Annotated in this window: 19 protein-coding genes and 1 pseudogene; 10 read left to right on the top strand and 10 right to left on the bottom strand. The window is 72.9% G+C overall.

The window, feature by feature from the left end:
- Positions 1 to 72: 72 nt before the first annotated feature.
- The 6 genes from ACU6P3_RS21470 to ACU6P3_RS21445 all read right to left on the bottom strand — a co-directional run bounded on the left by ACU6P3_RS21470 (position 73) and on the right by ACU6P3_RS21445 (position 4,517).
- The gene (locus ACU6P3_RS21470; protein ID WP_447193697.1) at positions 73 to 459 is read right to left on the bottom strand and encodes a hypothetical protein; all 387 of its coding nucleotides are present in this window, start codon (positions 457 to 459) and stop codon (positions 73 to 75) included.
- Positions 456 to 728, bottom strand: a complete 273-nt coding sequence (locus tag ACU6P3_RS21465) for a hypothetical protein (RefSeq protein ID WP_447193696.1) — start codon at positions 726 to 728, stop codon at positions 456 to 458. The genes ACU6P3_RS21470 and ACU6P3_RS21465 overlap by 4 nt, the downstream gene beginning before the upstream one ends.
- Before the next feature lie 75 nt (positions 729 to 803).
- Complete coding sequence (locus ACU6P3_RS21460) at positions 804 to 1,973, bottom strand: serine hydrolase domain-containing protein (protein WP_447193695.1); 1,170 nt, start codon at positions 1,971 to 1,973, stop codon at positions 804 to 806.
- 161 nt (positions 1,974 to 2,134) lie between these two features.
- Positions 2,135 to 3,028, bottom strand: a complete 894-nt coding sequence (locus ACU6P3_RS21455; RefSeq protein ID WP_447193694.1) for a hypothetical protein — start codon at positions 3,026 to 3,028, stop codon at positions 2,135 to 2,137.
- Between the two features lie 26 nt (positions 3,029 to 3,054).
- The gene (locus ACU6P3_RS21450; RefSeq protein WP_447193693.1) at positions 3,055 to 3,795 is read right to left on the bottom strand and encodes a MerR family transcriptional regulator; all 741 of its coding nucleotides are present in this window, start codon (positions 3,793 to 3,795) and stop codon (positions 3,055 to 3,057) included.
- 164 nt (positions 3,796 to 3,959) lie between these two features.
- On the bottom strand, positions 3,960 to 4,517 hold the full coding sequence (locus ACU6P3_RS21445; RefSeq protein ID WP_447198004.1) for a PH domain-containing protein: 558 nt from the start codon (positions 4,515 to 4,517) through the stop codon (positions 3,960 to 3,962).
- Between the two features lie 436 nt (positions 4,518 to 4,953).
- On the opposite strand from ACU6P3_RS21445, the gene deoC reads away from it, so the two are divergent.
- From deoC to ACU6P3_RS21430, 3 genes are read left to right on the top strand one after another with little or no spacing between them, the layout of a single operon-like run.
- Positions 4,954 to 5,901, top strand: a complete 948-nt coding sequence (gene deoC, locus ACU6P3_RS21440) for a deoxyribose-phosphate aldolase (protein WP_447198003.1) — start codon at positions 4,954 to 4,956, stop codon at positions 5,899 to 5,901.
- A gap of 60 nt (positions 5,902 to 5,961) precedes the next feature.
- Complete coding sequence (locus ACU6P3_RS21435) at positions 5,962 to 7,473, top strand: aldehyde dehydrogenase family protein (protein ID WP_447193692.1); 1,512 nt, start codon at positions 5,962 to 5,964, stop codon at positions 7,471 to 7,473.
- Positions 7,466 to 8,476, top strand: coding sequence for an aldehyde dehydrogenase family protein (locus tag ACU6P3_RS21430; RefSeq protein ID WP_447193691.1), 1,011 nt, complete (start codon positions 7,466 to 7,468; stop codon positions 8,474 to 8,476). The genes ACU6P3_RS21435 and ACU6P3_RS21430 overlap by 8 nt, the downstream gene beginning before the upstream one ends.
- Before the next feature lie 136 nt (positions 8,477 to 8,612).
- On the opposite strand, the gene ACU6P3_RS21425 is transcribed toward ACU6P3_RS21430, so the two are convergent.
- Entirely contained in the window at positions 8,613 to 9,044 is a 432-nt protein-coding gene (locus tag ACU6P3_RS21425; protein WP_447193690.1) for a hypothetical protein, read from the bottom strand.
- A 205-nt stretch (positions 9,045 to 9,249) separates the two neighbouring features.
- Between ACU6P3_RS21425 and ACU6P3_RS21420 the strand changes: the two are divergent.
- A pseudogene (locus ACU6P3_RS21420) lies at positions 9,250 to 9,873 on the top strand (uridine kinase family protein); the annotation flags it as partial.
- A gap of 427 nt (positions 9,874 to 10,300) precedes the next feature.
- Here ACU6P3_RS21420 and ACU6P3_RS21415 read toward each other — a convergent pair.
- The gene (locus tag ACU6P3_RS21415; protein WP_447193689.1) at positions 10,301 to 11,113 is read right to left on the bottom strand and encodes a SigE family RNA polymerase sigma factor; all 813 of its coding nucleotides are present in this window, start codon (positions 11,111 to 11,113) and stop codon (positions 10,301 to 10,303) included.
- A gap of 201 nt (positions 11,114 to 11,314) precedes the next feature.
- Here ACU6P3_RS21415 and afsQ1 point away from each other — a divergent pair, with 201 nt between their 5' ends.
- The 5 genes from afsQ1 to ACU6P3_RS21390 all read left to right on the top strand — a co-directional run bounded on the left by afsQ1 (position 11,315) and on the right by ACU6P3_RS21390 (position 15,706).
- Complete coding sequence (gene afsQ1 / locus ACU6P3_RS21410; RefSeq protein WP_078854534.1) at positions 11,315 to 11,992, top strand: two-component system response regulator AfsQ1; 678 nt, start codon at positions 11,315 to 11,317, stop codon at positions 11,990 to 11,992.
- Positions 11,989 to 13,671 (top strand): ATP-binding protein, encoded by a 1,683-nt coding sequence (locus ACU6P3_RS21405; RefSeq protein ID WP_447193688.1) that lies wholly within the window; start codon positions 11,989 to 11,991, stop codon positions 13,669 to 13,671. The genes afsQ1 and ACU6P3_RS21405 overlap by 4 nt, the downstream gene beginning before the upstream one ends.
- 140 nt (positions 13,672 to 13,811) lie before the next feature.
- The gene (locus tag ACU6P3_RS21400; RefSeq protein ID WP_447193687.1) at positions 13,812 to 14,480 is read left to right on the top strand and encodes a hypothetical protein; all 669 of its coding nucleotides are present in this window, start codon (positions 13,812 to 13,814) and stop codon (positions 14,478 to 14,480) included.
- Positions 14,481 to 14,653: 173 nt separating this feature from the next.
- Positions 14,654 to 15,325, top strand: coding sequence for a VanZ family protein (locus ACU6P3_RS21395; RefSeq protein WP_447193686.1), 672 nt, complete (start codon positions 14,654 to 14,656; stop codon positions 15,323 to 15,325).
- 180 nt (positions 15,326 to 15,505) lie between these two features.
- A complete protein-coding gene (locus tag ACU6P3_RS21390; RefSeq protein WP_030746929.1) occupies positions 15,506 to 15,706 on the top strand; it encodes a PspC domain-containing protein in 201 nt (66 codons plus the stop codon).
- Positions 15,707 to 15,894: 188 nt separating this feature from the next.
- Here the strand turns inward: ACU6P3_RS21390 and ACU6P3_RS21385 are convergent, their stop codons facing one another.
- Together ACU6P3_RS21385 and ACU6P3_RS21380 are read right to left on the bottom strand one after the other, a co-directional pair.
- Positions 15,895 to 16,269 (bottom strand): ATP-binding protein, encoded by a 375-nt coding sequence (locus tag ACU6P3_RS21385; protein ID WP_447193685.1) that lies wholly within the window; start codon positions 16,267 to 16,269, stop codon positions 15,895 to 15,897.
- A 152-nt stretch (positions 16,270 to 16,421) separates the two neighbouring features.
- Entirely contained in the window at positions 16,422 to 17,579 is a 1,158-nt protein-coding gene (locus tag ACU6P3_RS21380; RefSeq protein WP_447193684.1) for an adenosine deaminase, read from the bottom strand.
- Positions 17,580 to 17,993: 414 nt separating this feature from the next.
- Between ACU6P3_RS21380 and ACU6P3_RS21375 the strand changes: the two genes are divergently transcribed.
- Entirely contained in the window at positions 17,994 to 18,722 is a 729-nt protein-coding gene (locus ACU6P3_RS21375; RefSeq protein WP_447198002.1) for an alpha/beta hydrolase, read from the top strand.
- The last annotated feature ends 97 nt before the right edge of the window (positions 18,723 to 18,819 follow it).

The raw sequence follows: 18,819 nt of genomic DNA, 5'->3' as shown, positions 1-18,819 counted from the left end.
CCTGTTCGGCCACGCGCGTACGGGACGGCTGCCACCGGCCGTCCCGCCCGCACACCGCCGGCCGGCGCCGTCTCAGCGGTTGAGGTCGAGAAGCGGCACCTCGAGCCCCTCGTACGTCTTCGGAGCCACCGTGGCGACCAAGGCGTCGGCTCCCCACTCGGGGAGGTTTTGTGCCGCGTGTGCGGCCGCCGCGACTCCCGCCGGGACCCCGTCCCTGCACAACCGCGCGACGGCCAGCATGGCGGGATAGTCCAGGTCCACGGTGTGGATGACGTCCAGTTGCCCGATGTGCTCCGCCAGCCCCGCATACTCCGCGTCCGCTTCCAGGGCGGACAGCACCGGCACCCACAGCCTGGTTTCGGGCTCGAAATACGCCCGGTGGATCAAGGCGGACACCTGTCGATTCCCGGACAGGGCGAGCAACGTGGGCGCGTCCAGGACAAGGTGGTGCTGGATCATGCGGCAGCGGCTCCGGGCGGCTGCTGCCGGGCGAACTCGTCGCGCAGCCTGCGTCCCATCGCCGCACTCTCCTCGTCGGTCACCTCGACACCGAAGTTCTCCGCCAGGTAAGCGCGAGCCCGTTCCGCCCGCTCGCGACGCTCCTCGTCGGTGAGAGTGCTCTCGGCGAACTCCTGCACCAGTTGACGAATCGATGTTCCACGAGATTCGGCGATGACGGCGAGACGGTCACGTACCTCGACAGGAACTCTCAGCATGGCATCGGTCATGCCGAGAGTATACGACGACGTATACGCCACCACACTCGCCCCGGCAGCGGGCCGCGTACGGGTCCGGGCGGGACCTCAATCCTGGAGAAACGCCGGGAAGCCGAAGCGCTGGCCGATCCGCAGCCCCTGGGCGTGCGCGTCGGTGCCGGTCACCGAGTAGACGACCGTGCGGGAGAGGTCCCGGGTGGCGACCATGGCGGTGTTGTAACCGGGGCGCGCGCCCGTCTTGCCCCACACCTCGACGCCGTCGATCTCGAACCGCTCCAGTCCGGCCGACTTGGTGGCGCCCGCGACGCCCGCGGGAACGGTGAACATCTCCTCCAGTTGCGGTCGCGGCACGATCCTGCCGCGGAACAGCGAGGTCATCAGCCGCTCCAGGTCGTCCACGGTCGAGATCATGTCGCCTGCCGCCCACCGGTCCGACACGTTCCACTCGGTCACGTCCACGAGCTTCCCGTCGACCAGCTGGTAGCCCCGGTTGTGCGGGCCGTGCAGACGCGGGTCGGTGCCGGGGAACGAGGTCCGCCGCATGCCGGCGGGCCCGAGGACGTACCGGGCCGCCCCCTCCTCGTACGTCCGCCCCGTCACCTTCTCGACCAGCATCGCGAGGATCGTGTAGTTGACGTTCAGGTAGTGCTGCCGCGTCCCCGGGCTGAACTCCGGCCCCTTCGCCACCCCTGCGGCCACCACGTCCTCGGGATTCAGCGTGTCGAACCGGTGCGCGTAACTCTCCTCCCAGGAATCGCCGAAGCCGTCCCCCGGCTGAATGCCGCTGGTGTGGTTGAGCAACTGCCGTACGGAGACGGGCTCGAACTCCGGCGTCAGCAGGTCCGGCAGATAACTCTGCACCGGTCTGTCCAGGTTCACCTTGCCGTCGGCGGCGAGTCTCAGCACCAGGGCGGCCGTCACGACCTTCGTCACCGACCCGGCCCGGAACCGCCCGTCCGCGACGGCGGGACTCTGCCGCCGTACCTCCCGCACCCCGGCGCTTCCCTCCCACCACCCGTCCCGTCCGCCGGCGCGCACGACCGCGCTCGTCGCCTCACCGTCCGGCAGGCCCACGAGCGCGGCCCGCAGCGCCTCGGCCCGCGGATGCTCGGCGACGCGTGACACCGCGCCTCCGCCGGCCCCGGGTACGCGCTCCTGCCGGGGCAGGGCCACGGCGGATCCCGCGCCCACTCCGAGAGCGAGGACGGTCGATACGGTCACGAGCACGGCACGGCGGTTGAACGGGGTAACGCGCATAAGGGACTGCCTCTCCAGCTGATGGTGTCCGAACGACCTCATCCTGGCGACGGGCGCGGCGCTCCCGGATCCTCATCGAAGACGGCGCTCCCCCTGATCGTTCTCAGGGGCATCCCCCATGCCCGCCCGGGGAGTCGGGAGCGGACATCCCTACGGGACGCTCAGCGCGGCGTCGGTCCCGCCGTACTCCGCCCCGGATCCGTCCGAACCCGGGTGAGCGCGGCGACCGTCTCACGCGGGTCGTCCGCGTGGAACCGGAGCGTCCGGGCGAAGCCCCGCGCGCCGAGCGGCCGTACGAACTCCACCGGCTCCGTCAGCTCCACCGTCACCGTGGTCTGCCCGCCCACCACGAGGTCGAGCACCCCGTCCGCGCTCAGCTCCAGCAGCCGCCCGCCGGGGTAGCGCCGCTCGACCCTGGCGGCGGCGACGGAGGCGGCCGGAACCCGCAGGTCGAACAGTCCGCCGTACCGCACGCGCAGCGAGCCGTCGGCTCCCACGACGTGCGGCCGGACCACGCACGACGCGTGCAGGCCGAGGATCAGCACGACCCCGTACACGTCGAGGACGAGCAGGATCGCGTGCACGACCGGCCAGGGGATCACCAGTGCCAGCAGAACCGTCTCCACGACGGAGACGAAGAGCAGCCCGTACATCATGGCCGTCTGCGGCCCGGTGTACGCGACGGCCAGCGCGCCGTCGGGGACCTGGTGGCGGCGGCGCAGCAACCACAGCCCGAGGCTGCGCAGGGCCCGGATCTCGTACGCGACGAGCCGGCGCGCGCCCACGGGGACCAACGTCCGCAGCGCGCCCCGCACGGCGTGCCGCCGGCCGGCGCCGGCCTGTCGCCGAGTGGCGTACAGCCGCCACAGGACCACGGCCTCCAGCACGAGTACGGTCGCCACCAGCGCCTCGGCCACCACCAGGACCGCTCCGGGGATCCGTACGCCGGCCACCAGGCACACCAGGACGGCCGCCTCGGCGGGCAGCACCGCCCCGGCCGCCGCCCGCGCGGCGCGCAGGCTCACGCCCCCCGTGCTCACGCCCCCCGTGCTCATGCCCTCCTGACTCTCGGCCCCCTTCCTCATGACGCCCTCTCGCGCATCCGGACGGCCAGCCGTGCCATCACCCGGCGCACCACCTCGGCCTGGGCGGGCGGATAGTCGGCGAGCAGCGCCTCTCCGAACCCCGTCGCCACCGGGCCGCCGTCCGGGATCGCGGCCAGGACCGCGTCGGGTACGGCGGCGGCCAGTTCGTCGGCCAGTGCCGCGACGCGCGGATCGTCCGTCGCCGCCCCGTCCAGTTCGTCCAGCCGTCCGTACACCGACAGCATGGCGGGGTCCTCGGCGATGCGCCGCAGCGCCGTGAACAGGACGTCGCTGCCGACCGTCGAGTCCAGCAGGATCAGGTGCTCGCGGTCCTTGGCTGCGGCCGGCGACGCGGTGGCGGGCGCGGCCCTCAGCAGCTCGGCGAGCGCGGGGGACAGCGGCGCGTCCGGCGTGAGCGGTCCCTCCAGCAGACCCGCGAGTACCTCTCGGCGCCGCCGGAGCTCGTGTTCCTGGCGCGCGAGGTCGGCGTCCAGCTCGCTCAGCACCTCGGCCAGTTCGCGCCCGGAGTCGTCCGCGAGGACGTCGCGTACCTCGTCCAGGGCGAGTCCGAGCTCGGTCAGCCGCCGGATCCGGGCCAGCACGACGGCGTCGCGGATGCCGTAGACGCGGTACCCGTTGGCCCGTCGCAGGGGCTCGGGCAGGAGACCGATGTGGTGGTAGTGCCGCACGGCCCGGGAGGTGACTCCGACGAGCGCGGCGATCTCTCCGATGCGCATGGCGCCAGTAGAAACCCTGCCGCTGCGACAAGGTCAAGGGCGACAAGGTCAGGCGCGGAGGCGGCCCGCCGGCCGCGTCCACGGCGGGACCTGTGTCCTTTGTGCGCTTCAGCGCAACCGGGGACACAAAAGACGGCCCGGGCGCGTGCCCGCGAGTCCACCGATCAGCCCGTGAGCAGCAGCACCACGAGGAGGACCAGTCCGGCCAGGGCCGGGGCGATGACCTCGTACGCCCAGCGCACCACCGGCTCGCCCTGCGCCTCGGGGCGGGACCCGGCGCGCTCCGAGAGGTCACGGAGGTCGGCCACCGCCTGGTCCGCCAGTGCGGGCGTCGGTGTCCGCGGGGTCTCGGTGCCGGGCGCGGCGAAGGGGTCGGAGCGCGTGGGCGCGCCCTGGCGCCGGTTCGCGCGCTTGCGCTGCCGCAACGACACCGGCACCGCCCACATCTGGTACTTCCCCGATTCGGTGAACACCTCGCACGAGAACCGCGCCCGCACGTCCGTGACCACTCCCCAGGGCAGGGTGATCGTCCGCAGCGGGTTCCTGACGCGCAGCCGGTCCCGGTTCGCGAAGACCGCCGGGCGCACGGTGTACGCGGCGATGAGCGGGACCGCGAACAGCATCCCCGCGAGCGCCAGCCATGGCGTCCGGCCCGTGCCCCGGACCAGCGCGTCGCCGCCGAGCCAGAGGATGATCAGGAGCATCATCGCGCCGCCCGCGATACCACCCGCCGACCGGTAGACGCGATCGGCGTAGGCGGGCCCGGCGGACCGCCCCGCGCCCGAGGGCTGCCCGGCGGGCTGCCGTACGGCCGACGACCGCTCGGCCGAGGACCTCTCCGCCGACGACCGCTCGGCACGCGCCCGCCCGGACGCCCGCTCGGCGGATCGTTCGGCGGGCCGACGCTCACGCGGCTGCTCACCGGACCGCTGCTCGGGCGCCTGCTCGGCGGGCCGCTCACCGGACCGCTGCTCGGCGTCCCGCTCCTCGGCGGGCTGCTGCTCGGGGCTGGGGCTCGTCATACGCCGATTCTGCCGTACGGCCCCGGGCGCCCCCTCGCCCCGTCCGGGCCCTCCCTCCTCACCGCACCGGACACCGCACCGGTCCGGGACCCCCTACCCAATCCACTACGCGCGTAGATATGCTCACCTGGTGACCATGCCCACCATCACCTCCGCACTCGCAGACGTGACCGCGTCCGACAGCGTGTTGCGCCGCTTCCTCCATGGGCTGCCCGGCGTCGACGCCGTCGGCCTCGAAGCGCGCGCCGCCTCGCTCGGGACGCGGTCGATCAAGACCACGGCCAAGGCGTACGCCATCGATCTGGCCATCTCCATGATCGATCTGACGACGCTCGAAGGCGCGGACACCCCGGGCAAGGTCCGGGCGCTCGCCGCCAAGGCCCTCCGCCCCGACCCGACCGACCGTACGGCCCCGGCGACCGCCGCCGTCTGCGTCTACCCCGACATGGTGGAGACGGCCGCCACCGCGCTCGCCGGGTCCGGGGTGAAGGTCGCCTCCGTCGCGACCGCCTTCCCCGCCGGCCGCGCCGCGCTCGGGGTGAAGCTGGCGGACACCCGCGACGCGGTCGCCGCCGGTGCCGACGAGATCGACATGGTCATCGACCGCGGCGCGTTCCTCTCCGGGCGGTACCTGAAGGTGTACGAGGAGATCCGCGCGGTGAAGGAGGCGGCCGGGGCCGCCCGCCTCAAGGTCATCTTCGAGACCGGCGAGCTCTCCACGTACGACAACATCCGCCGCGCCTCCTGGCTCGGCATGCTCGCCGGGGCCGACTTCATCAAGACGTCCACCGGCAAGGTCGGGGTCAACGCCACCCCCGCCAACACGCTCCTGATGCTGCAGGCGGTGCGCGACTTCCGGGAGCGGACGGGCGTACAGGTCGGGGTGAAACCCGCGGGCGGCATCCGCAGCAGCAAGGACGCGGTCAAGTTCCTGGTCCTGGTCAACGAGACCGTGGGCGCGGACTGGCTGGACAACCACTGGTTCCGGTTCGGCGCCTCCAGCCTGCTGAACGATTTGCTGATGCAGCGCCAGAAGCTCAGCACCGGCCGGTACTCCGGCCCCGACTACGTGACGGTGGACTGATCCCCCATGGCCCCTGAAACCCCGATGGCCCCTGAGACCTCGATGCGCGCTGAGACCCCCATGACCTCCTCGCGCCCGACGGCGTCCCCGTCTCCCTTCGCGTACGCCCCGGCGCCCGAGTCCCGTGGTGTGGTCGACCTCGCGCCGTCCTACGGCCTGTTCATCGACGGCGAGTTCACCGAGAGCTCCGACGCCACGCGCGGCGGCGGTACGGGCGGCGGTCTGCGCAAGACGGTCAACCCGGCCACCGAGGAAGTCCTGGCCGAGTACACCCAGGCCGGCGACGAGGACGTCGACCGCGCCGTACGGGCGGCGCGCAAGGCGTTCTCGACGTGGTCCGCGCTGCCCGGCGCCGAGCGCGCCAAGTACCTGTTCCGGATCGCGCGCATCATCCAGGAGCGTTCGCGCGAACTGGCGGTCCTGGAGACGCTCGACAACGGCAAGCCGATCCGGGAGACCCGCGACACGGACCTCCCGCTCGTCGCGGCGCACTTCTTCTACTACGCGGGCTGGGCCGACAAGCTGGCCCACGCCGGATTCGGCCGGAGGACCGCGGAAGGACACGCCGGGCCGGACCCGCGCCCCCTCGGCGTGGCGGGCCAGGTCATCCCGTGGAACTTCCCGCTGCTCATGCTCGCGTGGAAGATCGCCCCGGCGCTGGCCACCGGCAACACCGTCGTGCTCAAGCCGGCCGAGACGACCCCGCTCTCCGCGCTGTTCTTCGCCGACATCTGCCGCCAGGCCGGGCTCCCCCGGGGCGTGGTCAACATCGTCACCGGCGACGGCGCGACCGGCGCGGCGCTGGTCGCGCACCCCGGCGTGGACAAGGTGGCGTTCACCGGCTCGACCGGCGTGGGCAAGGCGATCGCCCGCCAGGTGGCGGGCACGGACAAGAAGGTCACGCTCGAACTGGGCGGCAAGGGCGCCAACATCGTCTTCGACGACGCACCCGTCGACCAGGCCGTCGAGGGCATCGTGAACGGGATCTTCTTCAACCAGGGGCAGGTCTGCTGCGCGGGCTCCCGGCTGCTGGTCCAGGAGTCGGTCCACGACGAGGTGCTGGACGCGCTCAAGCGGCGGCTGGCCACGCTGCGCGTGGGCGATCCGCTGGACAAGAACACCGACCTCGGCGCGATCAACTCGGCCGAGCAGCTGGCCCGTATCACCGCGCTCGCGGAGACGGGCGAGGCCGAGGGCGCCGAACGCTGGTCGCCCGACTGCGTGCTGCCGTCCGCCGGCTACTGGTTCGCGCCGACGCTCTTCACGAACGTCACCCAGGCGCACACGGTCGCGCGCGACGAGATCTTCGGCCCGGTGCTCTCCGTGCTGACGTTCCGCACCCCGGACGAGGCCGTGGCCAAGGCCAACAACACGCCGTACGGCCTGTCGGCGGGCATCTGGACCGAGAAGGGCTCGCGGATCCTCGCGGTCGCGAGCAAGCTCCGGGCGGGTGTCGTCTGGGCCAACACGTTCAACAAGTTCGACCCGACCTCGCCGTTCGGCGGCTACAAGGAATCGGGCTACGGCCGCGAGGGCGGCCGCCACGGCCTGGAGGCGTACCTCGATGTCTGACACCCCCCGCGCGAAGACCGCGAAGACCGCTGAAACGGCGAAGAGCACCGACACCGCGAAGACCGCTGAGACCTCGAAGAAGCAACCGTCGTCCGACACGCACCCGGGCCGCGCGCGGCTGAGCGTGTTCAAGACCTACAAGCTGTACGTCGGGGGCAAGTTCCCCCGTTCCGAGAGCGGCCGGGTGTACGAAGTGACCGACTCCGCAGGCACCTGGCTGGCGAACGCGCCGCAGTCCTCCCGCAAGGACGCCCGGGACGCGGTCGTCGCGGCCCGCAAGGCGTTCGGCGGCTGGTCGGGGGCCACCGCGTACAACCGCGGCCAGGTCCTCTACCGGATCGCCGAGATGCTGGAGGGCCGCCGGGAGCAGTTCGTCGCCGAGGTCGCGGACGCCGAGGGCCTGCCGCCGGAGCGGGCCGGGGCGGTCGTGGACGCCGCGGTCGACCGCTGGGTCTGGTACGCGGGCTGGACCGACAAGATCGCCCAGGTCATCGGCGGCGCGAACCCGGTGGCCGGGCCGTACTTCAACCTCTCCACGCCCGAACCGGCCGGCGTGGTGGCCGTCCTGGCGCCCCAGGAATCCTCCTTCCTGGGCCTGGTCTCGGTGATCGCCCCGGTGATCGCCACGGGCTGCACGACGGTGGTGGTCGCGAGCGAGAAGGCTCCCCTGCCCGCGCTCTCCCTGGGCGAGGTGCTCGCCACGTCCGACCTGCCCGGCGGGGTGGTCAACATCCTCTCCGGCCGCACGGCCGAGGTCGCGGCCCCGCTCGCCGCGCACCAGGACGTGAACGGGATCGACCTCACCGGGGCGGACGAGGCGACGGCGAAGGACCTGGAGACCGCCGCCGCGGACAACCTCAAGCGCGTCCTGCGCCCCTCGCCCACCAACGCCCCGGCGGACTGGTCCGCCGACCCGGGCACGCGCCGCCTGACGGCCTTCCTGGAGACGAAGACGGTCTGGCACCCGACGGGCAGCCTGGGAGCCTCCGGCTCGGGGTACTGACGGCAACGGCGTACTGACGGCAACTGCCCACCGGCGGTGCCGGCGACTCGACGCCACGTCCCGCTTCCCCCGTTCACAGGGGAAGCGGGACGTTCGCATCGCTCTGTACGCGACGGGCGCGCGCCGCCACCGGCCGTCAGCCCGGCAGCGCGCCGAGCACGCCGCCGATCACGGGGAAGTCCTTGAGCGAGGCGCTGCCCTTGGTCAGCGGGTCGGTCAACGGCGCGGTGGAGAGCGGCTTGAAGTCGGCGATCCGGGTGCCCACCGCGTTGTCCAGCGGGTCAACGCCCGTGCCGGCCAGCGGGTTGAGCTTGAGGTTCTTGACCGGACCCAGCGCCCCGGCCGCCGCGTGACCGAGTGCGCCGGAGACACCCTGGCCCGCGGCGGTGGCCGCCGTGGCGAGTTCGGTGTCACCGTTCGCCACGGTCGCGCCGGTGGGCTCGACCGCCTGCGCCGCCGTACCGCCGCCCAGCCCGAGGGCCGCGCCCGCGGCGGTGACGGTCAGCCCGGCGCGCAGCAGGGCGCGGCGCGGGGATCCCTGGGAGGTACGAGCTGCGTGACGTGCCATGAGATGTCCTGCCTGCCGGAAGTGCGGGGAATGAGAAGGGATACGGAGGGATGAGGGTGATGCCGGAAGTCGCGAGGGGTGCGGCATACACACCGTCATCGTAGCGGCACGCACCGTAGCCGCTCCGCGTGGTTCGCGCCACCACGCGTCACCAATTCGCCTTCCGGTGTCCACCGTCAGGATTCATGCCGCACACTGGTGTCCCGTGACTTCTCCTTCCCTGCCGACCAGGGTCGTGCTGCTCGCGGGGCCCTCCGGCTCCGGAAAGTCGTCCCTCGCCGCCCGTACCGGCCTGCCCGTGCTGCGACTCGACGACTTCTACAAGGAGGGCGACGATCCGACGTTGCCCCTGGTCCCGGGCACGACGGACGTCGACTGGGACTCCGCGCGGTCCTGGGACACGGAGGCCGCCGTCGCCGCGATCGCGGAGCTGTGCCGCGGGGGGCGTACGACCGTTCCCGTCTACTCCATCGCCACCAGCGCACGAGTGGGCACGGAGGCGCTCGACATCGGACGCACGCCCCTGTTCCTCGCGGAGGGCATCTTCGCCGCCGACATCGTCGCCCGGTGTCAGGAGCTGGGCGTGCTGGCCGACGCGCTCTGCCTGCGCGGGCGCCCGTCGACGACCTTCCGGCGGCGGCTGGCACGTGATCTGCGCGAGGGGCGCAAGTCGGTGCCGTTCCTGCTGCGGCGGGGCTGGCGGCTGATGCGCGGCGAGCGCGCGATCGTGGCGCGGCAGACGGCGCTGGGCGCGCACCCGTGCGGAAAGGCGGAGGCGCTGAGCCGTATCACCGCCGCCGCGGCCGGACGCTGCGTGATGGCGCGTTCCGTGCCCGCCCAGGTCTCCGCGAACGTGCCGGACACGGAACCGGGGCCGGTCACGGCGACCACCACGACGACCGTCGCGGGCCCGAGCGGCACCACGGGCAGGAACACGGGTACGGGCGCGGGCCGGAGCACGAGCACGGGCCGCCGCTGAGGCGGGCGGCACACGCGAGGCGGGACCGTACGGGCCCCCCGGCCCGTACGGTCCCGCCTCTCTCCCCGTGATCCCCCGTGATCCCCCGTGATCCCCCGTTGGGTCCCCCGTGTCTCCCCCGACCCCTCGTGGCACATCCGCCGCCTGCGCGAGGATGCGTTCCTCCCCCTCGGTTCCCCCGGTGTTCCCCCGTCGTTCCCCCGCGCTCCCGCCGTCTCCCCCGAGAACGGCGGGTCCCGCTCCCCCGTGTGTCCCGGTGGTCCACCCGGGACGGCCCTCAGGCGACCAGTTCGCCGAAGGACTCTTCCTCGTCACGGCCGAAGCTGAGGACGTCGTCCTCCCGCAGCCGGCGGAGCGACCGCCAGATGCTCGACTTCACCGTGCCGACACTGATGTCGAGGATGTCCGCGATCTCCGGATCGGTACGGCCCTCGTAGTAGCGCAGGACCAGCATCGTGCGCTGGAGTTCGGGCAGCCGGGCGAGCGCCTGCCAGAGCACCGCGCGCAGTTCCGTACCGCGCATGGCGTCGGTGTCGCCCACCGTCTCCGGGAGCTCCTCCGTCGGGTACTCGTTGAGCTTGCGCCGGCGCCAGGCGCTGATGTGCAGGTTGGTCATCGTGCGGCGCAGATAGCCCCCGACGGCCGCCTTGTCGCTGATCCTGTCCCAGGCCCGGTAGGTGGAGAAGAGCGCGCTCTGGAGCAGGTCCTCCGCCTCGTACCGGTCGCCGGTCAGGTGGTAGGCCGTGGCGTACAGGGACGCGCGGCGCTCCCGCACGTACGCGGTGAACGCGGCCTCGGCCTCCGCCGACGCGCGGTCCGCGCCGTCCGCCCGGCCCGTCCCGTCAGGGCCACCGGCGCGCTCCGGCCGCTCGCCGCGCTCCCCCGCCGGCCGCCCGTACGCGCCTCCCCCGAGGCCCGGCCTGTCCGCGTCGACCACCGTCATGTACGACGGCTTGTGCTGACGCCCGGCGCCGCGAACGCACCCCCGCCCGTTCACGGCGCCGGACTTCTCAACGCTCCGCGTGACCGTGAGGTCGTGAAGACGCGTGACCACCGCGTTCATGGTGGTGCCGCCGTGCGTTGCGTTCATCGCGTTCATCCCGCGCCCCCCGTCAGTTGGAGTTGCCTCGTTCGTTGTGCCAATGAGCTTGCCGGGGCAGTTTCATGGCGCTGTCCTCCGACTGTCACAGGCCTGTCACAGGGGGCCAGGGAGCTTGAGCGTCGGGTGAGGAAATGGTGCGAAGAAGACGCCGGTCGAACTCCGGTCCCCCTATGGGACAGAATGGCCTCCGTGCCTTTCCTGTTGCTGATCGAGGACGACGATTCCATCCGCACGGCCCTCGAACTCTCGCTGTCCCGCCAGGGCCACCGCGTGGCCACCGCGGCGACGGGAGAGGACGGCCTGAAACTGCTCCGTGAGCAGCGGCCCGACCTGATCGTGCTGGACGTGATGCTGCCCGGCATCGACGGCTTCGAGGTGTGCCGGCGCATCCGGCGCACCGATCAGCTGCCGATCATCCTGCTGACCGCGCGCAGCGACGACATCGACGTGGTGGTCGGCCTGGAGTCCGGTGCCGACGACTACGTGGTCAAACCCGTGCAGGGACGGGTGCTGGACGCCCGGATCCGCGCGGTGCTGCGGCGCGGCGAGCGGGAGTCCACGGACTCGGCGACGTACGGCAGCCTCGTGATCGACCGGTCGGCGATGACGGTCACCAAGAACGGCGAGGACCTTCAGCTCACGCCGACGGAGCTGCGGCTGCTGCTGGAGCTGAGCCGCCGCCCCGGGCAGGCACTGTCCCGGCAGCAGTTGCTGCGGCTGGTGTGGGAGCACGACTACCTGGGCGACTCCCGCCTGGTGGACGCGTGTGTGCAGCGGCTGCGGGCGAAGGTGGAGGACGTACCGTCCTCGCCGACCCTGATCCGTACGGTACGGGGTGTGGGCTACCGGCTGGACGCGCCTTCGTGAGCCACAGCGAACACCCCGGGGCGGGCCGGCACGTCGCCTCCACCGACGACCCGCCCACGAACGACCGGTCCTCGACCGACCGGTCCGCGAACGGACAGCACGCGGACGAGCAGCACGCGGACGAGCGGCACGCCGCCGGACGGCGCACGGCCGGCCATGGCGGCGCGCGCCGGTTCATCCTCGCCGGGCTGCGCCTGACCAGCCTGCGCCTGCGGCTCGTGGCCGTCTTCGGGGCCGTCGCCCTGACCGCCGCCGTCTCCGCCTCCGGCATCGCGTACTGGCTCAACCGCGAGGCCGTACTGACGCGTACGCAGGACTCGGCCCTCAACGACTTCCGCCAGGAGATGCAGAACCGCGCCGCGCAACTGCCCGTGCGGGCCGGCCAGAGCGACCTCCAGACCACCGCGGAGCAGATCGCGGGCAACAACTCCGGTTACAGCGTCCTGCTGATCGGCGAGCGGGACGCGGGCAAGCCCGTCGTCGGCGTCTCCGACCCGGACGCCTTCACGCTGGACGACGTACCGGCCGCGCTGCGCAAGGCCGTCAACGACAAGCAGAAGGTCACGTCCGGCAACCCGCACCCGTACCACCTCTTCTGGCAGCGCACCGAGCGCGACGGCACGCCCTACCTCGTCGGCGGCACCCGGATCACCGGCGGCGGGCCGGTCGGATACATGTCGAAGTCGCTCTCCCAGGAGCGCGCCGACCTCAACTCGCTCGCCTGGTCGCTCGGGATCGCCGCGGCCCTCGCGCTCGTGGGGTCCGCGCTGCTCGCGCAGGCCGCGGCCACGACCGTACTGCGCCCTGTTCAGCGGCTCGGCGACGCCTCGCGCCGGCTGGGCGAGGGCAAGCTGGACACCCGGCTCAGAGTGACGGGGACGGACGAACTGGCCGATCTCTCCCGCACGTTCAACAACACCGCCGAGTCCTTGCAGAAAAAGGTGGCGGACATGAGCGCGCGGGAGGAGTCCAGCCGCCGCTTCGTCGCCGACATGTCGCACGAGCTGCGCACGCCGCTGACCGCGCTCACCGCCGTGACGGAGGTGCTGGAGGAGGAGGCCGACAACCTCGATCCGATGATCGCGCCGGCCGTGACCCTGGTGGTGAGCGAGACCCGCAGGCTCAATGTGCTGGTCGAGAACCTGATGGAGGTCACCCGGTTCGACGCGGGTACGGCCCGTCTCGTCCTGGACGACGTCGACGTGGCCGACCAGGTCACGGCGTGCGTCGACGCGCGTGCCTGGCTGGACGCGGTCGAACTGGACGCCGAGCGCGGCATCATGGCGCGGCTCGATCCGCGGCGGCTCGACGTGATCCTGGCGAACCTGATCGGCAACGCGCTCAAACACGGCGGTTCGCCCGTCCGGGTCGCGGTGCGCACGGCGGACGACGAACTGGTCATCGAGGTGCGGGACCACGGCCCCGGCATCCCCGAGGAGGTCCTGCCGCACGTCTTCGACCGCTTCTACAAGGCGAGCGCTTCCCGGCCGCGCTCGGAGGGCAGCGGCCTCGGCCTGTCGATCGCGATGGAGAACGCGCACATCCACGGCGGCGACATCACGGCCGAGAATGTGCCGGACGGGGGCGCGATGTTCGTGCTGCGACTGCCCCGGGAGGGGCGCGCCCCGGATCAGGAGCGGGCGGAACGGGAACCGGGAGAGGAAGGCGACACACCGTGACGGCCAGCGGGGGGAACCATACGTTGCGGGCCGCCGGCCGTGTCGCAGCCGGGACGGGAACCGGGGCCGAGGCGGAGCGCGGGACTCGGGCCGAGACCGGAGCCGGGGCCGGACGGCCACGCGGCACCGGGCGCGCCCGTGTGCGGCTCGCCGCGACCGCCGGGGCCGTCGTCGCGCTCGTCGCCCTCACCGCGACCGGCTGCGGGATCAGGACGACCTCGGTGCCCGTGGACGCCGGGCCCGCGCCGTCGCGGCTGCCCTGCGAGGTGTCCGGCGACGGCCCGGGCACCCAGGACCCGGCGGGCGTGCCCGCGCAGGTGTATCTGCTGTGCGCCTCCGGACTGGTGCCGGTGGAGCGCGCCGTGCGGATACCGGACGGGGCGACGCGCGACAGCGGGCCGCGGGCCGCCCAGGCACTCCTCGACGAGTTGCAGACGCGGCCGCCCGCCGCCGAGCGCGCGGCGGGCTTCACCACGTCCGTTCGGGGGCCGCTGACCGTCTCCGGGCCCCGGAAGGGCGATCCGTCGGACGCGCTGCGGCTGAGTGTCCAGCCGGAGGACCTGCCGACGACCGCGCTCGCGCAGATCGTGTGCACCCTCTCGGCGAGCGGGACGGTCACGTCGCCGGACGCCGATGTGGTACTGGGCGGGCCCGGCGACTATCCGGTCCGTGGCTACCCCTGCGACCAGCGGACGAAGTCCCGCCCGGACACGGCGGCACCGCCCCGCATACCGGGGGCCGCCCCCTCGGATCCGGCCGCCACTCCCTCGGGGCCGTCCGATTCGGCCGGCCCCCAGGAGCACCCGTGAGCAGGAAGCCGCGGTAGGCCCCGGTCACGGGCCCGCGCGTGCCCGTCGGCACGGGGGTCCCGTGCGCCACGCACACGTCACGACGGACCGCCCCGGGCGTGACGCCTGTCTCATGACGCCGTTCTTCCGGAGGCGGCGGAACCGATGCCGCCGGACACCGCGTCTACGGGTGCGTGCCTCAAGGTCCGGGCGGCGGTGCCGCCATCCGTTTGCGTACGGCGGGGCTCGCCCTCCTCCTCGCGCACCTGCTGCTGGTGGCGTGGCTGACGCTGCGCCCGCTGGACGTCCTGTGGGTGAACGCGGCCAATCTGACGCCGTTCGCCGGGATCAGGGCGGATCTCGCGCTGGGCCCCGTGGAGGCCGCCCGGCGGATCGGCTCGGGGCTGGTGCTGCTGGCCCCGCTCGGTGTGCTGCTGCCCATGGCGGGCGGGCGGCTCGCCGTCTCCTTCTGGGCTTCCCTGGCCCGTACGGTCACCGCGGGCGCGCTGATCTCGCTGGGCATCGAGCTGCTGCAGACGGGCGTGCCCGGCCGGGTGGTCGACGTGGACTCGCTGCTGCTCAACACGGCCGGGGTGGCCCTGGCCCATCTGGCGGTGGTGCCCGCGGGCCGGGCCAGGCTGCGTCGTGGGCGGCGTGCCCGTACCGCGCGGAGTCGTACGGCCCGGTCACGTACGGCACGGGACCGGGCGGCACGGGACCGGATCGCGCGGGACCCGGCGGCGCGGGACCGGGCCGTACGGTGCGCGTCCGAGGTCGGCCACGAGGACCAGCCGGGGCCCGTCCCCCAGGAGGACCCGCCCCAGGGCGCGACCCCGACGATTCCCAGGGTCGGCGTCGCCCCGTAGAGCGACGCGGCCGAGGCGGGTCCGGGAGCACCATGGAGATATCGAACGGAACGGTGACGAAACACCTCGGCCGCCGGCCGTCGAACCGCCGGAGCGGGTGACACCACCCGTCCGGCCCGACCGGACCACCTGTCCCGGCCGGTCCTCACGGACCCGCCGGCCATTCTCCAAGGAGCCCTCATGGCCGCACTCGTACGCCCTCGCGACGGACGCCTGATCGGCGGCGTATGCGCGGGGCTGGCACGACGCTTCGGCATGTCCGCCAACACGGTACGGCTGATCTTCGTGGTCTCGTGCCTGCTGCCGGGCCCGCAGTTCCTGCTCTACCTGGCGCTGTGGATCCTGCTGCCCGGCGAGAAGACACCGTCGACCGCCTGGTGACCGCGCACGGACCACACGTAGCGCTCCCGCACACGAAGCGGGGCGTGCGTCGGAGTCCGTGTCCGGGTTCCGACGCACGCCCCGGCGCGGCCGTACGGGGACGGGGATACCCGTACGGGCGGAGCCCCGTCAGATGCCCGGGGCCCTGGTCGTGCTCCAGCCCTGCCGCCGGCCGCCGAGGGCGGCCGTCAGCCGCCGAGGTTGGCGCCGTTGACGCCGACACCCTTCGTCAGCTGGCCCAGCTGGCCGATCGGCAGGCCGCCGAGCAGCCTCATGAGGGGGTTGTTGGCCTGGAGGGTCTGGAGCGTCTTCAGCATCTCGGGCGTGGCCGAGCCGACCGAACCGAGCGTGCTCGTGCCCGTCTCGACCGCCTCGGGGACGGGCGCCGGGAGCTGCTTGGCGACCCCGTTCACGGTCGCCGGGACAGCCGTGGTGACGGAGTCCAGCGCCGAGCCGGCCCGGGACCCGGCGGAAGAGGCGGCGGAGGCGGTGCCGGCGGCGGTGACGGCGATGGCGGCGCCGAGGGCGGCGACACCGAGGGTCTGCACAGCGGACTTCTTCATCTGGAATTGCGTCCTTGGATCCTTGGGAGCGAATGCGGGCGGCTCCGCAAGTTAGCCAGCGACGGCCGCCGCCGCAAACATCCGGGTACGGCCGGGATTTCGTGTTCCCGACCGCGCCCCGACCCGCGCTTCCGCTGTGCTACGCCACCGAACTAGCTGGTCACTGCGGTCTGCCTGAACAGCCATTCGGATTTCAACTCGGCGTATCCGGGCTTGATCACGTCATTGATCATGGCCAGTCGTTCATCGAAAGGAATGAATGCTGATTTCATCGCATTGACGGTGAACCACTGCATGTCGTCGAGCGTGTAGCCGAACGCGTCGACCAGCAGCTCGAATTCCCCGCTCATGCTCGTCCCGCTCATCAGACGGTTGTCGGTGTTCACCGTCGTACGGAAGTGGAGCCGGCGCAGCAGTCCGATGGGGTGCTCGCCGATCGAGGGTGCCGCGCCGGTCTGGAGGTTGGAACTGGGGCACATCTCCAGCGGAATGCGCTTGTCCCGCACGTACGCGGCGAGCCGGCCCAGCGACACCGAGCCGTCCTGGGCGACCTCGATGTCGTCGATGATGCGCACGCCGTGGCCCAGCCGGTCGGCGCCGCACCACTGGAGCGCCTGCCAGATCGAGGGCAGGCCGAACGCCTCGCCCGCGTGGATCGTGAAGTGGTTGTTCTCCCGCTTCAGGTACTCGAAGGCGTCGAGGTGGCGGGTGGGCGGGTAACCGGCCTCGGCGCCCGCGATGTCGAAGCCGACGACGCCCGAGTCGCGGTAGGCGTTGGCCAGTTCGGCGATCTCCAGGGCCCGGGCGGCGTGCCGCATCGCGGTGAGCAGGGCGCCGACGCGGATGCGGTGCCCGGCGGCCTGAGCCCGCCGTTCACCCTCGCGGAAGCCCTCGTTGACCGCCTCCACCACCTCTTCGAGGGTGAGTCCGCGCTCCAGGTGCTGCTCGGGCGCGTAGCGGACCTCCGCGTAGACGACACCGTCGGCGGCGAGGTCCTCGGCGCACTCGGCGGCGACGCGGACGAGCGCGTCCCTGGTCTGCATGACGGCACAGGTGTGCGCGAACGTCTCCAGGTAGCGCTCCAGCGAACCGGAGTCGGCGGCCTCGCGGAACCAGCGCCCGAGCCGCTCGGGCTCCCGCTCGGGCAGCGCGTCGTAGCCGGTCTCACGGGCGAGGTCGGCGATCGTGGCGGGGCGGAGCCCGCCGTCCAGGTGGTCGTGGAGGAGGACCTTGGGCGCGCGGCGGATCTGGTCGGGGCTGGGCGGTCGTTCGGCCTGGCTCGTCGTCTGGCCGGTCAGCTGGCTCGTCATCTCCGCACTCTAACTCCTACGCGCGTAGATCACCTTGGCCGATATGTAACAGTGACCGGGCGGACGGGTGGCGTACACCTGTCCTTCTGAGACTGTTCTGCCATGGGACAGCAGGCGGTTCCCGGCCCGGAGGACAGATCGGCGGCCCGGGGGAACGGCACGACACGCGCGGGACGCGCCGGACGCGCGGCTCAGGCCCCGGCGGCGGGGGCGGCGGCGGGGGCGGGAGCGGGGGCAGCCTCGGGGACGGGAGCCCCCTCGGAGCGGGGGTCGGCTCCGGCGGGGGCGGCCTCGTCGCCGGGAGCAGCCTCGGGGACGGCCCGGACATCGGCGTCGGCGTCGGCGTCGGGGCAAGCCCGTTCCTGGCGGGGCACCTGGCCGGTGGCATGGCTCAGGCCCGGCGGCGGGGCACGGCTGGGGCGGGCGGTCTCGGGGCTCGACGCGGGGACGGCGGTCGCGGGCGCGATCCTCGTCCTCCCCTCGGGTGACCCCGACTCCACCCGGCGCCCCTCCCCCGTGGCGTACGCCCGGATGCTGCCCCTCGCGCGCTCGCTGGCCCGCGCGGGGGCGCGCGAGGGGCTGGTCGTGCACCTGGTGCACTACGGCGGGCGCGGCCGGAACGGCGAGGACGCGCGTCTCGCGGCCGACGCCGAGTGGGCGGCGGACGAGGCCGCACGGCGGTACGGCGACGTCCCTGTCTGCCTCGTCGGGCACGGCACGGGCGGCCGGGCCGCACTCCGCGCCGCAGGCCACCCGGCGGTCGGCGCGGTCCTCGCGATGTCCCCGTCCCTGCCGGCCGCCGACCGGGCGGCGGACCCGGAACCCGTACGTCAGTTGACTGGCCGTCAGGTCATGATCGTGCACGGCACGAACGACGCGCGGGCCGACCCGGACCTCTCCTACCGTCTCGCCGAGCGCGCCAAGAAGGTCAACCGGGACATCTGCCGCTTCGAGGTCCACTCGGACGGTCACGCGCTGCGCCAGCACCACGCCGAAGTCCTGGCACTGGCATCGGACTTCGTGATCGGCGCACTGCTGCCGCGGGCGTACTCCCGCCCGGTCGCCGACGCCCTGGCGGCGCCGCCGCCCCTGGGACTGAGGATGCCCCTGGCAGCGGGTTTCGGCCGATCCTTGCGGCCGTAGTGCTCTGACCGGGAAGGTTCACCGGGGTAGCGGTTGGCGACTCGGTCCGGCGCGTCAGGCTCGCGCGGCGGTCGCGACGTCGCTCGGGACGCCTTGC

Source organism: Streptomyces hebeiensis (assembly GCF_052983195.1).
Note: the sequence above shows the minus strand (reverse complement) of the source record. Positions and strands in the feature narration are given on the sequence as shown.

Excerpts from the sequence above, each read along its gene's own strand:
- ACU6P3_RS21385 (WP_447193685.1), bottom strand. The coding sequence starts at position 16,269 with ATGAAGAAGTCCGCTGTGCAGACCCTCGGTGTCGCCGCCCTCGGCGCC.
- deoC (WP_447198003.1), top strand. The coding sequence starts at position 4,954 with ATGCCCACCATCACCTCCGCACTCGCAGACGTGACCGCGTCCGACAGC.
- ACU6P3_RS21435 (WP_447193692.1), top strand. The coding sequence starts at position 5,962 with ATGACCTCCTCGCGCCCGACGGCGTCCCCGTCTCCCTTCGCGTACGCC.
- ACU6P3_RS21455 (WP_447193694.1), bottom strand. The coding sequence starts at position 3,028 with ATGAGCACGGGGGGCGTGAGCACGGGGGGCGTGAGCCTGCGCGCCGCG.
- ACU6P3_RS21425 (WP_447193690.1), bottom strand. The coding sequence starts at position 9,044 with ATGGCACGTCACGCAGCTCGTACCTCCCAGGGATCCCCGCGCCGCGCC.
- ACU6P3_RS21465 (WP_447193696.1), bottom strand. The coding sequence starts at position 728 with ATGACCGATGCCATGCTGAGAGTTCCTGTCGAGGTACGTGACCGTCTC.
- ACU6P3_RS21380 (WP_447193684.1), bottom strand. The coding sequence starts at position 17,579 with ATGACGAGCCAGCTGACCGGCCAGACGACGAGCCAGGCCGAACGACCG.
- ACU6P3_RS21390 (WP_030746929.1), top strand. The coding sequence starts at position 15,506 with ATGGCCGCACTCGTACGCCCTCGCGACGGACGCCTGATCGGCGGCGTA.
- ACU6P3_RS21460 (WP_447193695.1), bottom strand. The coding sequence starts at position 1,973 with ATGCGCGTTACCCCGTTCAACCGCCGTGCCGTGCTCGTGACCGTATCG.
- ACU6P3_RS21450 (WP_447193693.1), bottom strand. The coding sequence starts at position 3,795 with ATGCGCATCGGAGAGATCGCCGCGCTCGTCGGAGTCACCTCCCGGGCC.
- ACU6P3_RS21415 (WP_447193689.1), bottom strand. The coding sequence starts at position 11,113 with ATGAACGCAACGCACGGCGGCACCACCATGAACGCGGTGGTCACGCGT.
- ACU6P3_RS21430 (WP_447193691.1), top strand. The coding sequence starts at position 7,466 with ATGTCTGACACCCCCCGCGCGAAGACCGCGAAGACCGCTGAAACGGCG.
- ACU6P3_RS21470 (WP_447193697.1), bottom strand. The coding sequence starts at position 459 with ATGATCCAGCACCACCTTGTCCTGGACGCGCCCACGTTGCTCGCCCTG.